General features: G+C 39.9%; 17 protein-coding genes. 13 read left to right on the top strand and 4 right to left on the bottom strand.

Annotation, left to right across the window (positions count from 1 at the left end):
• Window positions 1-213: 213 nt before the first annotated feature.
• From WC080_01595 to WC080_01585, 3 genes are all read left to right on the top strand, one after another.
• Window positions 214-795, top strand: a complete 582-nt coding sequence (locus WC080_01595) for an ATP-dependent Clp protease proteolytic subunit (protein ID MFA7243962.1) — start codon at window positions 214-216, stop codon at window positions 793-795.
• Window positions 792-1,865 (top strand): aminopeptidase, encoded by a 1,074-nt coding sequence (locus WC080_01590; protein MFA7243961.1) that lies wholly within the window; start codon window positions 792-794, stop codon window positions 1,863-1,865. Before WC080_01595 ends, WC080_01590 begins: the two co-directional genes overlap by 4 nt.
• Before the next feature lie 174 nt (window positions 1,866-2,039).
• Window positions 2,040-2,636, top strand: a complete 597-nt coding sequence (locus WC080_01585) for a Fe-Mn family superoxide dismutase (GenBank protein MFA7243960.1) — start codon at window positions 2,040-2,042, stop codon at window positions 2,634-2,636.
• A 212-nt stretch (window positions 2,637-2,848) separates the two neighbouring features.
• Here WC080_01585 and WC080_01580 read toward each other — a convergent pair whose 3' ends face one another.
• The gene (locus tag WC080_01580; GenBank protein MFA7243959.1) at window positions 2,849-3,031 is read right to left on the bottom strand and encodes a hypothetical protein; all 183 of its coding nucleotides are present in this window, start codon (window positions 3,029-3,031) and stop codon (window positions 2,849-2,851) included.
• A 76-nt stretch (window positions 3,032-3,107) separates the two neighbouring features.
• Between WC080_01580 and WC080_01575 the strand changes: the two genes are divergently transcribed.
• Genes WC080_01575 through WC080_01550 form a run of 6 tightly spaced genes read left to right on the top strand, consistent with a single transcriptional unit; the run spans window position 3,108 to window position 7,897 of the window.
• Window positions 3,108-3,527, top strand: a complete 420-nt coding sequence (locus WC080_01575; protein ID MFA7243958.1) for an NUDIX domain-containing protein — start codon at window positions 3,108-3,110, stop codon at window positions 3,525-3,527.
• A 58-nt stretch (window positions 3,528-3,585) separates the two neighbouring features.
• Window positions 3,586-4,332, top strand: a complete 747-nt coding sequence (locus tag WC080_01570; GenBank protein MFA7243957.1) for an alpha/beta hydrolase — start codon at window positions 3,586-3,588, stop codon at window positions 4,330-4,332.
• Complete coding sequence (murF, locus tag WC080_01565; GenBank protein MFA7243956.1) at window positions 4,329-5,711, top strand: UDP-N-acetylmuramoyl-tripeptide--D-alanyl-D-alanine ligase; 1,383 nt, start codon at window positions 4,329-4,331, stop codon at window positions 5,709-5,711. The genes WC080_01570 and murF overlap by 4 nt, the downstream gene beginning before the upstream one ends.
• A 10-nt stretch (window positions 5,712-5,721) precedes the next feature.
• Entirely contained in the window at window positions 5,722-6,906 is a 1,185-nt protein-coding gene (locus WC080_01560; GenBank protein MFA7243955.1) for a D-alanine--D-alanine ligase family protein, read from the top strand.
• Complete coding sequence (locus tag WC080_01555; GenBank protein ID MFA7243954.1) at window positions 6,907-7,557, top strand: YdcF family protein; 651 nt, start codon at window positions 6,907-6,909, stop codon at window positions 7,555-7,557.
• Window positions 7,538-7,897 carry an SET domain-containing protein-lysine N-methyltransferase gene (locus WC080_01550; protein ID MFA7243953.1) on the top strand — a complete coding sequence of 120 codons (360 nt, stop codon included), beginning with the start codon at window positions 7,538-7,540 and terminating at the stop codon, window positions 7,895-7,897. The genes WC080_01555 and WC080_01550 overlap by 20 nt, the downstream gene beginning before the upstream one ends.
• 283 nt (window positions 7,898-8,180) lie before the next feature.
• Here the strand turns inward: WC080_01550 and gpmI are convergent, their stop codons facing one another.
• The 3 genes from gpmI to eno are packed head-to-tail and all read right to left on the bottom strand — an operon-like array spanning window position 8,181 to window position 11,630.
• Window positions 8,181-9,668 carry a 2,3-bisphosphoglycerate-independent phosphoglycerate mutase gene (gene gpmI / locus WC080_01545; GenBank protein ID MFA7243952.1) on the bottom strand — a complete coding sequence of 496 codons (1,488 nt, stop codon included), beginning with the start codon at window positions 9,666-9,668 and terminating at the stop codon, window positions 8,181-8,183.
• On the bottom strand, window positions 9,665-10,327 hold the full coding sequence (locus WC080_01540; GenBank protein MFA7243951.1) for a class I SAM-dependent methyltransferase: 663 nt from the start codon (window positions 10,325-10,327) through the stop codon (window positions 9,665-9,667). Before WC080_01540 ends, gpmI begins: the two co-directional genes overlap by 4 nt.
• Before the next feature lie 16 nt (window positions 10,328-10,343).
• Entirely contained in the window at window positions 10,344-11,630 is a 1,287-nt protein-coding gene (gene eno, locus WC080_01535) for a phosphopyruvate hydratase (protein MFA7243950.1), read from the bottom strand.
• A gap of 269 nt (window positions 11,631-11,899) precedes the next feature.
• On the opposite strand from eno, the gene WC080_01530 reads away from it, so the two are divergent.
• The 4 genes from WC080_01530 (at window position 11,900) to WC080_01515 (ending at window position 15,491) form a co-directional block, all read left to right on the top strand.
• A complete protein-coding gene (locus WC080_01530) occupies window positions 11,900-12,844 on the top strand; it encodes a hypothetical protein (GenBank protein ID MFA7243949.1) in 945 nt (314 codons plus the stop codon).
• Window positions 12,845-12,938: 94 nt separating this feature from the next.
• Window positions 12,939-13,730, top strand: coding sequence for an ABC-2 family transporter protein (locus WC080_01525; GenBank protein MFA7243948.1), 792 nt, complete (start codon window positions 12,939-12,941; stop codon window positions 13,728-13,730).
• Window positions 13,727-14,518 carry an ABC-2 family transporter protein gene (locus WC080_01520; protein ID MFA7243947.1) on the top strand — a complete coding sequence of 264 codons (792 nt, stop codon included), beginning with the start codon at window positions 13,727-13,729 and terminating at the stop codon, window positions 14,516-14,518. Before WC080_01525 ends, WC080_01520 begins: the two co-directional genes overlap by 4 nt.
• Window position 14,519: 1 nt before the next feature.
• Window positions 14,520-15,491, top strand: coding sequence for an ATP-binding cassette domain-containing protein (locus WC080_01515; protein MFA7243946.1), 972 nt, complete (start codon window positions 14,520-14,522; stop codon window positions 15,489-15,491).
• Window positions 15,492-15,494: the final 3 nt, after the last annotated feature.

Genomic DNA, 15,494 nt, shown 5'->3' with positions numbered 1-15,494 from the left:
GCGAGTTGCCTTGTTCAAAAGTAATAAATATCCCGGATATATTGCACAAAAAAGGCTATCTAAAATAAGTGCTGTATAACGATTTTGCATCTATATATTGAAGACAAAGCTCGTTTTTGCTATGTTGATTTAACAGATATTGATTTTTTTATTAAGCAAAATATCAGGTATTTATCATAATGTGGGTATATCACATTTAAACAAAGGAGAATCATGTCATATCTAGTTCCTACGGTAGTAGAAAAAACTTTTGAAGGAGAGAGGGCTTATGATATATACTCACGGCTTCTAAAAGACAGAATTGTTTTTTTGGGCGGACCGATCACTGATGATTTGGCCAATATTATTATTGCCCAACTTTTATTTCTTGATTCGGAAGATTCAAAAAAAGACATTAATATGTACGTAAATTCACCAGGTGGATCGGTGACAGCAACTTTGGCGATAATCGATACGATGAATTATGTGAAAGCACCAGTTTCGACGGTCTGTGTTGGTATGGCGGCATCAGGCGGTGCCTGGGTTTTGTCCTCAGGTGAAAAAGGCAAAAGATTTGCCTTGCCAAATGCCGAAGTCATGATTCATCAGCCACTGGGTGGAGCAGAAGGCCAAGCTTCTGACATCGCGATTAATGCCGAGCATATCTTGAAAACAAAGAAAAATCTGACTAAAATCATGGCGCAAAACACTGGCCAATCCGAATCAAAAATCGAAAAAGATCTCGACCGCGATTTCTACATGGATGCCAAAATGGCAAAAGACTATGGTCTAATTGATAAGGTTATTACGAAATGATTGACCCAAGAACAAAAAAGCTCGCGCAATTAGTCGTCAGATATTTTTTGAAGGTGAAACACGACTCAAATGTTGTAATTTCTGGCTCGACAGAAGCGGCAGCATTTGTAGAAGCGCTTTATATCGAAGTTCTGAAAGCAGGTGCACACCCGGTTTTGCGACTTTCATTGCCTGGTCTTGGACCATTATTTTACAAATATGCAAAAGATCATCACCTAAAAAAATTTCCGGAAATTCTCGATTATACTGCAAAAAATGCACAGTATTACATTGGAATTGTGACCGACTCCAATACAAAAGAAATGACCAGTGTCGATCCGTCCAAAATGATGATACGCGAATCGGTGACTCATCCGATAACAAACTATATTTGCAATGAGAGGGGAAAAATCAGACGTGCATCAGTTGGTTATCCTTGCCAGGCCTTAGCTCAAGAAGCGGAGATGTCAATTCATGAATACGAGGATTTTGTATTTGGGGCAGAGATTCAAGATTGGGATAAAGTAAAAAAGAATATTAACAAAGTCTCCGGTAAGTTCAGGGCTGGCAAGCACGTTCATCTTTTGGGAAAAAACGTTGATCTTGAGTTTGATATTCATGGTGATAAAGTTGCCAACGATATGGAAGGCGACAACATCCCCTGTGGCGAAATTTTTATGGCACCAGTTCGGGAATCAGCAAAAGGCTGGATCAAATTTGATTTCCCGGCAATTGAGGCGGGAAAAGAAGTGCCGGATATTTATCTGGAATTTAATCAAGGCAAGGTAATTAAATCAGATTGCTCAAAAAATAAGAATTTTTTAAAAGAACAATTAAAGACCGACAGTAACTCATCATATTTGGGAGAATTTGGAATTGGTCTGAACCCCAAAATTAAAAAATTTACTAGGAATTTATTGTTCGATGAGAAAATAATCGGAACCATTCACCTCGCTCTCGGTATGGCATACAAGGAAAATGGTGGGGGAAACGACTCGGCGATCCATTGGGATATTGTTAAGGATATGAAGAGGGGTAAAATCATTCTCGACGGTAAAGTAATACAGGAAAATGGGGCCTGGAAGATATAATTAGTCCATAAAGTCGGTAAAGTTCGTAAAGTCCATAAAGTAAACTCCGTTGATTAACTTTGCACTGCCACTCCCGGAGTGGCAGTGCAAGGCTTTTTGTTGTAAGAAATTATGAACGAATTTGAATAACCGCGTAGTATAATTATTGTTGAATTATTATAAACAAGGAGGATCATGTATGAGGCAAAAAATTTTGAAGAGTTGATCGGAACAAAAGGGTTTTCTGAAGAGCTTCTTAAAAATCATTTCACTCTCTATCAGGGTTACGTAAAGAATATCAATGGCCTAATCGAGGAAAATTCCAAGATGGCGGAATCTGGTGATTTTGAATCTCGCTGTTTTTCCGAATTGAAGCGCCGGATGGGCTGGGAGTGGAACGGCATGCGGCTGCACGAGCTATATTTTGGAAATTTAATCAAAAGCGGGAAAGAGCAAGATCCATCCTCGAAATTACATAAGTATTTAGCGAGCGAATTTGGGTCGATTGACAGGTGGCGAGAATCATTTAAACGAATGCTCACGATGCGCGGTATCGGCTGGCTTGTAATTTATTATGATAAAATCGGTGACAAACTACTCAATGTCTGGGTTGGAGAACACGACACCGGACATCTTGCTGGATGCGAGCCAATACTAGTTGTAGATGCCTTCGAGCATGCATACATGCTGGACTACGGTACAAAGCGCGATGGATACATTGAGGCAATCATAAATGCAATTGATTGGTCAGTGTGCGAAAGAAGATTTGCTAATGCGACAGAAGTAAAATGATGTGCTATAGTGCAAACAATGATTAAGCAAGCAGCGAAATCTCACAAGGTGGATTACGTTTTTTCAATGTTAGTGAACATCATATTGCTAATAATTTTTTACAAGTTACCTGACTGGCATTTAAAATTTTTGAAGGACTCAGCTATTGCCGCTATCTTGCTGTTCGTTCTAAATTTTTTTGCCCAAATTTTAGGGAATACTATTCTTCTGATCTATGACCGAATAATCTTTAGAAATATCATACTGATATTTTTGGCAGTAATTTCAATTATGCCTATGTACGCATTGTATTTGACATATCCATTTGATTTTTCCGCTGTTTCGGCACCTTCATGGACCGATCTTATGGTAAAAATATTTATCATATTAAGTATGATGGGGGTAGTGATAACCATAATTGTTGAAATAGTTAAAATTTTTCAAATATCAAACATCAGTATCTTAAAATTTGTATCAAAAGAAAGGAAGTAAATGGATTTCAATATTTTTGGAAAAGGAGTATTTGTAGTGAATTTGTTGGCGATAGTTTACGACGAGAAACAAAAAAAGATTTTGATTGGTAAGCGTGAAAATGACCCTAACATTCCTAAGCTTTCATGGTGTTTTCCTGGTGGCAGACCGGGTTATGAGGAAGATTTGGAATTCAGTCTGATTAAAGAAGTTAAAAAGAAAACCGGAATTGAAGTTCGCGTTAAAGAAGTCGTTTTTGCCAAAACCTATCCGGAAAAACAGGAATTTCTTTCGATCTATTATCTTTGTGAGCCATATGAGGGGATGGAGCAAGCCGGGGAATCATTCAAAGAACTTATGTGGATAAAGCCGACAGAAGTTACAAAATATTTTACAACCTCAATCCATCCAAAAGTGCTCGAATATCTAACGAAACTTTGATTTGCTTCTTTGCCATAAATAATGGCTATTTTGGCCAATTTTTGCTATAATTTTGGCTATGAAAGAGCAGCTTAATATTGGTGGAACGCTAGTATCGTATTACAAATTTGGCACTGGCAAAAAAGCCATTGTTTTTTTGCATGGCTGGAGATCGGATGGCATGGTTTGGAAAAATGTTGCCGACTCGATTGATCAGAATTTATTTTCAATTTATCTTGTTGATCTACCGGGATTTGGATCTTCACCGAAGCCAAGTACGGTCTTTACCGTGTCCGATTATGCAAAAGTCGTCGCTGGATTGATTGACAAGCTTGGGTGTGAAAAAGTGATTATCGTCGGACATTCATTCGGCGGTCGGATTGCGATCAAACTCTCCGTTGAATATTCTGATCTGGTATCTCGATTAGTCCTAGTCGATAGCGCAGGCATTAGATCACCGAAGGCTGACAATTATAATCGAATGGCAAAAATTGCCAAGCCATTTTTCAAACCAAAGTTTATGCAAGGGCTGAGAAAATTAATTTATAAACGGATTGGTTCTGAGGACTATCTTGAAACGTCCGAACTTAGGGAGACCTACAAAAATCTTATCAGCGAAGACTTGAGCGTTTTTCTTTCAAAAATTGATGCACCGACATTAGTTGTTTGGGGAGAAGATGATGAATCTACGCCGATCGAAGACGCAAGAGTAATACATAAAAAAATAAAAGATTCACGTCTCGAAATTGTCAAAAATGCCGGCCATTTTAGTTTCTTGGAGAAGCCGGCAGAATTTACTAAATTACTAAACGAATTTATAGAATGAATCCACTTACATATCAGCTTTATCTTTTGCAAATTGAGAATTACGAAATAATTCGGTACTTTCGGCTTTTGTTTCGCCGCGGGTTTTATAAAGCAAATGTACCGCTTCGAAAAAGATTAGTATGGACAAAGAAAATAATGCTTCTGGCACTTCTTTCGTTCGCGATTTTTGCGGTATCGACCTACCTATTTTTAACACTCGGGACATTGGCTGGCGTTATCTGGATAATAATTTCGTTTTTTATTGCGCCGATATATTTTACGCTTTCGCTGCTGATTTTAAGCCCTTTTGATTATGTGGCCAAGAAGATAGTTATGAATCGAGCACGGAATTTGGTCAAAAATTCCAAGCTGAAAATTATCGGCATCGCCGGCAGTTACGGTAAGACTACACTTAAAAACGTAATAGAATCTGTGCTCAAGCAAAAATATAAGGTGTTGGCACCGGGTGAAAGCATCAATACTGCTGTTGGCATGAGCTCGTGGATAATCAAAAATTATAAGAAAACTTCAGAGATGTTAATTGTTGAATTTGGAGAAGAATATCAAGGTGATAATAAACGAATTGCCGGGATCTTTCCTCCAGATATTCAAGTTATTAGCGGTATCAACGAGGCACACTTTGAGCGGATTGGCAGCATCGAGAGAATTGCCGCGACAATTTTCGAAGCGGTGGAAAATGCAAAACCTAATGCCAGAGTGTTTTTAAACGCCGATGATGAAAATGTGAAAAAATATTACGAAAAATACTGCAGTACAAGAGAAGTCAAATTCTTCAGCACGAATGATGTTAAAGCAAAAAAGTTTGATGTGGACAAATTACACTGGAAAGCGGAGATTGCAGAGCTGGGAGAAATTGAGATTCCTATTCTGGGCGAATACATTTTGGGTGATGTTCAAGCTGCCAATCTTGTAGCAAAATCTCTTGGTATGGAAAATGCTGAAATCAAACGAGGTATCTCCGAAATCAAACCGGTCAATCACCGACTTGAGCCAATCATGGGTGCTGGTGGTGTTCTTGTGATTGATGACAGCTACAACGGCAACCCCCAAGGGGTAACAGAGGCAATCAAAGTACTTGCAACATTTACTGATAGGCGTAAATTGTTCATCACTCCTGGTTTGGTTGAGTCCGGCAGCCAAAATAAAAATGTTCACACCGAAATTGGCAAAAAATTATCAGCGGTTGCCGACAAGGTAATTCTTATTAAAAATAGCGCGACCCCATATATTGCCGAAGGACTTAAAAATGCTGGTTTTGACGATAAAAATATTATCTGGCACGAAACGGCGAAATCGGCGCATGATTCATTATCCAAGATTCTACAACCGGGTGATGTTATACTTTTTCAAAATGATTGGGGAGATCAGCACATCTAAAAGGAGAAACATGAAAACAATTGGTGTATTCTTTGGCAGCCGGAGTACCGAGCACGATGTTTCAATTATTACCGGCCAGTTGATAATTTCCGGACTTTGTGGACTAGGGTATGATGTAGTTCCAGTATATATCACGCGCGATGGTGAATGGATGATTGATGAATCTTTGGGCAAACTTGCCAGTTTTACCGATCCCAAGGTGAGGATAGAAGAAAAAACCTCCTTCAAACAATACCTTCTCGACCTTCAGAATTCGCGCGGGAAAATGGTCTTTAAGAAAAAGGGGATTGTTGGGAAATCGATCACAATCGATCTCGCTTTTCCGGCTTTTCATGGAGCATATGGCGAGGATGGGACAATACAGGGATTGTTTGAGATGTTGGATGTTCCCTACGTCGGTTGTGATGTGGCGTCCTCGGCAATTTCAATGGATAAAGCACTTACCAAGCAACTTTGTGAAGTAAATGGAATTCCGACAACTAAATATGGAGTTTTCCGTAAAAAAGATTGGGATTCGAATAAAAAATTCATTGTCGATCGAATCCAAAAAATGAAATGGCCGGTTTTTGTGAAACCCGTACATCTTGGATCCTCAATCGGCATTGCGAAAGTGAAGGATGAGAAGGATCTAGAAAATAAAATTGAAGTCGCGCTTTATTACGATGACAAAGTCTTGGTTGAAGAGGGGGTCGACAACCTTATGGATGTGACTTGCTGCATTATTGGCAACGATGATTTAACGGCTTCAGAACTGCAAGAATCTGTTTTTCAGGCAGAACTTTTTGATTTCGAGGAAAAGTACCTAAAAGATGGTGGCGCACAGCTCGGGAAAGCGGAATCGGGGCTGGTAATCCCTGCGCGCCTTGATAGGGGAATGACAAAGAAGATTCAGGAAATGGCGAAAAAAGTATATACTTCTGTTGGTTGTTGTGGGATTGCCCGGGTCGATTTTCTTCTTGATAAAAAAACTAACGAAGTTTTTGCAAATGAGATCAATCCCCTGCCTGGCACCGTTTATCACCACCTCTGGGAGAAAAGCGGAGTGCCACTCCACGATCTTTTATCAAAGCTTATTAAATTTGCTGAAGAGAAGCACGCGGCAAAGAAAGATTTCACCCATACATTTAAATCAGCTCTCTTGTCTGGCCTTAATTCCTCGAAGATGGGAATAAAGGGCGGCAAATTAAAACAATAAATGCCTGCAGAAATTATCGAGAATGCCCAAATAATTTGGGATTACATGTTGATGAATCAGAAGCTTAAAAAAGCTGACGCTATTTTGGCTTTGGGGTCTCATGACAAACGTGTAGCCAAAAGAGCCGCCGATCTGTTTCTTGATAAATATGCTCCTTTGCTAATATTCTCAGGTAGTCACGGCGTGCGGTCTTTTGAAAAATCTGAAGCAGAAATTTTTGCCGACATCGCTATTGGCATGGGAGTTTCGAAAGACAAGATTATTATCGAAAACAAATCTACCAACACTGGCGAGAATATTCAGTTCACTCGGAAATTATTGGACAAAAAGAATTTGAAGATTGATTCATTCATCATTGTTCAGAAGCCTTATATGGAACGTAGAACTTACGCTACATTTGCAAAGCAATGGCCTGGAAAGGAATTTGTGGTAACTTCGCCCAAAATTGACTTTATTGATTATGCTGACGAAAATTATCCGCAAGATTATCTCATAAATATTATGGTTGGTGATTTGCAGAGGATAATCGAATATCCCAAAATGGGTTTTCAGATTTATCAGGATGTACCCAACAAGGTCCTGAAAGCTTTTCGCGAATTAATTGATTCAGGATATACAGAACGGCTTATCGATGAAAAAAGCTCAAAGTAAAATCCATGGCATTGGAATTTTTGCGACAGAGAATATTGCTGCTGGAAAAAAATTTTATGATGTGCCGATGGATAATATTCATTCGAAACCAAAGTCTGGATACGCAAAAATTGGTAAAAATAAATTTGTAGACGATCCGGAAATTTTGAACTATATGAACCATTCTTGCGATCCGAAAGCGGAACTGATTCTTGGAGATGAAGTTTGTCTAAATGCCTTAAAACCAATTTCCACCGGTGATGAAATTACTTGTGATTACAATAAAACAGAACAGGGCGGAGAAAAGATGCCATGCAATTGCGGTAGTGAGAATTGCCGTGGTTTTTTCTTGCGGAATTAGATAAAATTAAGTCGCAATTAAAAACCCCTCGATTTTACCTGCCTGTCGGCAGGCAGGCTCGGGGCAAACCCCTCGACTTCGCTCGGGGTAAAGGAGAAATATGTCAGAATCTAGTGAACCGGAAAAGTGTGTGGCATGCGGTATGCCTCTAGATGAGAATGCAAAATGTTCGTGTCATGAAGAGCCTACATGTATCCATTGTTGTACATGTGGCCCGGATTGCACCTGCGGTTGCCAGGAGAAAAAAGCCGCAAATAAGCAGGTAGAATAATTCTTGAGATAGTTAATTCAATAAGCCCTTACCGGTCATACGCGAGGGCTTATTGATTTCGAGAAGTTGAAGAACTGTTGGCGCAATGTCGGAAAGGGCGCCATTAGATACTTTAGAATACTTTTCGCCAATATAGATCAAGGGGACGGGATTCACAGTGTGGGCAGTATCGGGAGCTTCGGCATTTCCATGATCGGCGGATATGACGATCTCATACTTTTTTTCTTGTGCTGTCTCTACCAGTTTTCCGAGCTCTCGGTCGGTTGTCTCAATTGCTTCAATAACCGCTTTTTTTACCGCTGTGTGGCCGACCATGTCGGGATTGGCGAAGTTTACGAAGATAAAATCTCTCCCCTTCTGAATTTCTTCGACGGTTGTATCAGCAATTTCAGAAGCTCGCATGCCGGGAGCAAGGTCATGGGTTTTTATATCTTTGCGGCTCTCGATCAGAATAAACTTTTCGTCTTTGTGTTCATCTTCGACGCCGCCGTTTAGAAAATAGGTTGCATGCGCAAATTTTTCGGTCTCAGCAATGTGAGATTGGGTAAGATTATTTTCAGAAATAATATCGGCCAAAGTATCTTCAATGTTATCTGGCGGGAAAGCGATGACGCTATCAATATCTTTGCCGTAGTCAGTCATAGTGACAAAAAACAGATTGAGTTCCTCCTGTTTTTCGAGAATTTTTTTCGAAAACATTCTGGCTCTATCAGCGCGGAAATTAATAAATATGACACCGTCATTTTTTCCAATTTTATAACCATTGCCTTTTTCATCTAGAAAAATGTGCGGTTCGATATGTTCATCGGTGATGCCTGATTCATATAATTCCTCCATAATTTCGGATGGTTTTTTACGGACAACCGTTTTTGCAACTCCGCCGAAGATCGCATCCTCGGCAACTTTCAAACGATCCCAATTATCATCGCGATCCATGGCATAAAACCGGCCGACTGCCGTAGCTATAAAGCCAACGCCGATTTCCTCAATAGCATTTTCTAACTCTTTTAGATATTTGTTCGCACTTTTGGCGTCTGTGTCGCGGCCATCGGTAAATGCATGGAGTGCAATTTTTTCAATGCCCGTAGCTTTTGCTGCCTTGAGGATTGCAAGTAAATGGTTGGAATGAGAATGAACGCCACCTGGACCGATCAAACCTTGAATGTGTAAGATGCTATCATACTTTTTCACATGGTCAAATACGGATTTAAATGCGTGATTTGCGGAGAACTCTCCTCTTTCTGCCGATTTAGAAATTTTGACAAGATCAGTATCAATTACTCTACCGGAGCCGATAGTTAGGTGGCCTACTTCGGAATTGCCCATTTGCCCTGCCGGCAAACCAACAGCAACGCCGGAGGTCTTTATCTTGCCATGAGAAAAAGACTCCCAGAGTTTATCGAAATTAGGAGTCTTAGCGAGGTGAATGGCGTTATCTTCATCCTTTTCGCCGATTCCCCACCCATCCAAAATGATTAAAATGACTTTTGGCTTGGTCATTTTTTCCGTGCTCTGATTAAAATGAAATTGGAGGAAAATTGATATTCTTTGTTGTTAAACGACACTCTTTCTGGCTCTGATTTGTCAGCGAACATTTCCACTAAATAGTTTGAAAACATTTTTGAAAGCAATTCTTTGGCGTCTTTGAGAGAATAATTGGGCTCGTTTTCGATTACCCAGAGCGAACCGTTCGGGTATTCTCTTCGAATATCGGCTGCATAATCAATGACTATTTTACCATTTGGCTTTAGCACCCGATCCATTTCATTGAAGATTTTGCGAAGAATATCCTCAGGGAACAGGTGTAATGTGCCGGAGCAGAATATTCCGTCAAACTCCGCATCTTTGAATGGAAATTTCTCGGTCACATTCAGTATCTTTGTCTTAAGTTTTTTTTCCAACTCTTTTGGCGTGATTCTTGTCAATTTTTCTAATGCGCTTTCATCAATATCTGCTGCGATAACCTGATTGGCGAGTGAAAGAAGGCGATTGTTGAACCGTCCATCGCCAGCACAAAGATTTAGCCATTTTCCTGAAGTAACAGTTTCGTCAATAATTTTCGACGTGATTTTCTCTTCAGTTCCCCAAACGGAATCCGCAGACGTCTTGGAATAGTCGATTCCGTCGGTGTAGATGAATTTATCGTCTCGTGGCTGCATAGTCACCTTTTCGGTGTTATTTGTTAAATTTAAAAGCCTCAAGCCCGGGGTATTTTGCGCTTGTACCCAGCTCTTCTTCGATTCTAAGGAGCTGATTGTACTTGCAGATTCGTTCGGAGCGGCAAGCCGAGCCGGTCTTGATCTGGCCTGTGCCGAGTCCGACGACAAAATCGGAAATTGTCGTGTCCTCTGTCTCGCCGGAACGATGTGAAACTACCGCTGTGTAGCCAGCTTCTTCCGCCATCTTGATAGCCTGTATCGTTTCGGTCACGCTGCCAATCTGATTAAGCTTGATCAGAATCGAATTGGTCACGCCTTTATCGATGCCATCCTTTAGGCGCTTGATGTTGGTGACAAATAAATCATCGCCAACAATTTGGACTTTTTTGCCGAGTTTATCTGTCATCAATTTATAGCCATCCCAGTCATCTTCCGCAAGGCCGTCCTCGATCGAGATTATTGGATATTTAGTAAGCCAGTCCTCATAGAAACCGACCATTTCCTCTGATGTAAGCGCTCGATTTTCGGATTTGAGTTCATATTTGCCATCTTTGTAAAGTTCGGTTGCAGCACCGTCGATGGCGATGTAAATATCCTTCCCGGCTTCGTAACCGGCCGCTTTGATTGCCTCGAGGATAACTTCGACTGCTGCCTCATTGTTTTTAAGCGTGGGGGCATACCCGCCTTCATCACCAACAGAAGTATTGAGTCCTTTGGCCTTCAAAATTTTTTTCAAATTGTGAAATACTTCGGCGCCGTATCGCAGCGCTTCTTTGAAGCTTGGAGCGCCGGCAGGCATGATCATAAACTCTTGAAGATCAGTCGAATTTTCAGCGTGTTGGCCGCCATTTAGAATATTCATCATCGGTACCGGCAATCGAAAATGAGAATTTCCTGCAATTTCACCGAAATATTTGTAGAGAGGAATATTTTTGGATTTGGCGGCGGCATGGGCAAAAGCTAATGATATTCCTAGAATCGCGTTAGCACCGAATTTGCCTTTATTCTCTGTACCGTCAAGCTCGATCATTTTTTCATCAAGTGATTTCTGATCAAATGAATTTCCAGTGAGAGCGTCGCGAAGAGGTCCGTTTGCATTGGTCACAGCTTTCTCGACGCCTTTACCCAAATATCGATCGCCGCTGTCGCGAAGTTCAACTGCTTCGTATGATCCTGTAGATGCACCAGATGGAACCGCTGCCCGTCCGAAAGAGCCGTCTTTAAGCGTCAAATCAACCTCGATGGTAGGGTTTCCGCGCGAATCTAAAATTTCGCGAGCATGAATTTCTGAAATTTCAAACATACTGCCTCCAAAATTAAATAGTCATCGCGAGGCTATAAGCCGTGGCGATCTTTGCAAAGATTGCTTCACCCTCGACGGGCTCGGGATTCGCAATTACGATCAAAAATGTGATCGTCACTTTGGTAATATAGCACTTAATCTGGACTTGCGTCCAGAATTAAGTGCGAGTCCGAAGCCGGTTGTTCATAGTCTGTAATGTAGCAAACAAATAGCCTGAGTGATAAAATAGACTAAGGACTACTATCTAAGGACTAGAAAGTTGAGGGGTTATGCGTAAATTTCTATCGATTTTGCTCTTGGTTATATTTATCCTGACTTTTCCGGCAGCACTGTTTTATTTTAATTCCGAGCGGACAATATTAAGTCCTACATACTATAAAAACGCATTCGAAAAGGTTGATTTTTATAACCGTTTAATGAAAATTGATCCACGCACCATCACGAATTATCTGGCACAAAAGGAAGGTGGGGATCAAAACATGGATTCTGGACCTCAAAGTGATGAATATATAGCCCATGTAATGTCAATGATTTCCCCGGAGATAGTCAAAACTACTGTTGAAAACAACATAAACGAGATCTTCAATAATGTTCTCGACAAAGGAAGCAAGACGATGACGATCGACTTGTCGCTTATCAAACAGGCTTTCTCTATCCAAAAACTTTCATCCCAAGACTCAGAATTCATCAATCAAATTAAGGAAAAATATGTTATCCCAGTTCCACCGGAGTTGGAGCAGGCGCAAAAAATCATCGGCAAACGCCATGTCACAGCACCGCTTTATTTGGGAATAGTGACTCTCTTGTTGCTCCTTTCGGCAGCAATGTGGCCAAACTGGAAAGGAAAATTGCGAATCCCAGGGATCGCCCTTTTGATTTTTGGCATCTTGACATTGCTTGCATCATTGTTATTAAGATATATACCAACGCCAAATCTCGGAATGACTGAAATTAAAGAATTTGCCAGTCTAGTACAGGATCTTTATAATAAATTTAGGTCTGATTTTTTCATTTTCTATTTGGCCGAAGGCGGGGGTTTATTTGCAGTTGGGCTTATCCTGATTATCGTCTCTGCATTTTTGCCCGGCCAGAAACAGCAAACGGCGCCAGTGAACATTCCCCAATCTCCAGTCCAACTGCAGCCAGCCGCCCCTCTTAAGAAACCCGAGATCCCAAAAGCAGCTAGCACGAAAGAAAGCAAAGGGGAAAAATAAAGCTAGATTATGATGTTGGAGTCGTCGGCATTGGCAAGTTAATCTTTTGCTAACCTTAATTAATCTAGCTCATTAATAGTGCTAAAATGATAATATGAGGAAATATTATTTCCATTTTTTAACTGAATTTAAAGGCTTCACCGCCTACAAGACCGATTTTACTTTGTCGATCTTTTTTAACATGGTTTTTTTTATTATTTTCTTTCTTGTTTGGAAATCGGTTTATGCAACTGCCGGGACTGCCGAAATTGCGAGCTATTCACTAAAAAGCACGGTCACCTATTATTTGATTACCTCATTTATTTACCGGATAGAGGTAACAGATTCTTTGTATCTGGGAGAAGATATCTGGAATGGTTTTTTTACAAACATGCTTGTGCGCCCATGGAATGTAATCGCCTCATATCTTTTATCAACTGCTGCTGATGTTCTTCTCTCTTTAATTATTTTTGCGCCGTTTTTGGCTTTAATTGTCATTTTTGCCCATGATTATCTGCTGATTACTTCAGTAGCCAACATTGTGTTTTTTGTTATAACCATAATCATTGGTTTTGCCATGAATTTATTGATCAATTTAATTATTCAATCACTGACTTTTTATTTTGGCGATCAGCGGGCAAATAAAGGTCTAGCCAACTGGATCATTTCTATGATTGGTGGAGGGCTTTTTCCTTTAGCTTTTTTGCCTGCCGCGTTGAAGTGGATAAATGTTTTACCGGCGAGATTTTTGTTCGATTTTCCCTCAAGGGTTTTTCTGGGTAAATTTACAATTACAGAGTTATTTTCGAGCTGGGCCCAAATGATCATTTGGATTTTGATTTTGTATTTTATTTTCTACCTTGTCTACCGAGGCGGACTTAAACGATACACGGGGGTAGGCAGATGATGAAATATTTGAAAATAAATGTAATATTGTTCCGAAATTCGCTTATCAGGGATCTTAAGATTAACGGATATATCATTTCCTCGGTTTTGTTTCAGGTATCTGATTTATTTTTTTCAATTGTCTTTTTCGGAGTGATTTTTGCAAACGTTAAAAGTCTTGGGGATTGGAATTTTTATCAGGTATTATTCCTCTTTGCTTTTTCGAAAATCATTATTACTGTCAGCACGATTTGGTATCGCCGAGGCGTACAAACCATTGGCCGAGACCTAGTCCGGATGGGGGATCTGGATTTTTATTTGGCAAAACCGGTCAATCCGCTCATCTTGGTTTCGATAAGCAAGCCGGAAATATATGAATTTATTAATTTGTTTTTCTCGGTACCGCTAGTATTCTATGCTGCAATGAAATCGGGAATTGCCATTGGCTTTACGAACTTAATATGGTTTATTGCTTTGTTCGTTTGTGCGTTGCTTCTGTATTATTTCATCCAAATTATTACTGTTGTTCCGGCTTTTTGGTTTATCAAACTTTGGTCTTTGACGGATATTTTAAACCGCTTATCTCAATTTATGAGATATCCCGTCAATATCTTTCCGCTTTATCTGAAATTCCTTCTAATGGTGCTGGTGCCAATTTTGACGGTTTCTTATGTTCCCGTCGCTACCCTGTTTTATCCGCCACGTACGTTGTATATTATATTTATGTTCGCGATTACATTGGTATTTGGAATTATCGTTTCATTGGTTTGGAAGGCAGGGCTTAAACATTATGGGAGCGCATCGAGCTAGTATGCCAATAATCGAATCAAAAAATATATGCAAAAATTTTGTCAAAACCCGATTTAATTTTGGCGATGTTTTCCATCCGGATAAAGAAATTAAAGAAGCGGTAAAAGATTTGGCAGTTTCGATTGAGGAAGGGGAGTTTATTGGATTTCTCGGGCCGAACGGAGCAGGAAAGACAACATTTTTAAAGATATTATCCGGAATAATTCATCCCACATCCGGAGAAGCCAAAGTATTGGGTTATGTTCCATGGGAGAGAAAATATAATTATCTGCGCCAAATATCAATAGTTATGGGACAGAAAAATCAGTTGTGGTGGGACTTGCCCGCTATTGATTCTTTTAAAATGCTTAAAGAGGTATATGGAATATCCAACTTGAGATATAAAAAAAACCTTGAACTTTTGATTGATACCATGGACATGGGGAGTATAGTTAATAATCGGCTTCGAAGCATGTCTCTTGGCGAACGAATGAAGTGCGAATTGGCTGCGTCTTTGCTTCACGATCCCAAAGTGATATTTCTGGATGAACCGACAATTGGGCTTGATGTAATTTCAGCAAAAGCAATTAGAAGCTTCCTCTCAAAAATTAACAAAGAAAAAAAGACGACGATGATATTGACCAGCCACTATATGGGAGATATTGAAGAGTTGTGTAAACGGGTCATAATCATTAATTCGGGTATGAAAATATATGATGGAGGCCTGTCGGTTTTGAGGGATAAATATGCGCCGGAAAAATGCATAAATATTACGCTCTCGAGCGTTGATGAAAAAAAGAAATTTGCCTCGCTTAAGTGCAAAAAAAATATATTTAATAATGTTGGCACAATAAGCGCGAAAAAAGATGAGATAGGCAAACTTGCCCAAGACGTTTTCAGCTTATTCTCACCGGACAATATTACAATCACAGAGCAGGAAATTGAAGAAATAATCACAAAGATATTTGAATCTAAATCTGAAATAATAGGATGAACC

The sequence above is a fragment of the Patescibacteria group bacterium genome (assembly GCA_041674405.1).
Taxonomy (GTDB): Bacteria; Patescibacteriota; UBA1384; order XYA2-FULL-43-10; family XYA2-FULL-43-10; genus JBAYVT01.
This window is presented reverse-complemented; position numbering and strand designations above follow the sequence as displayed.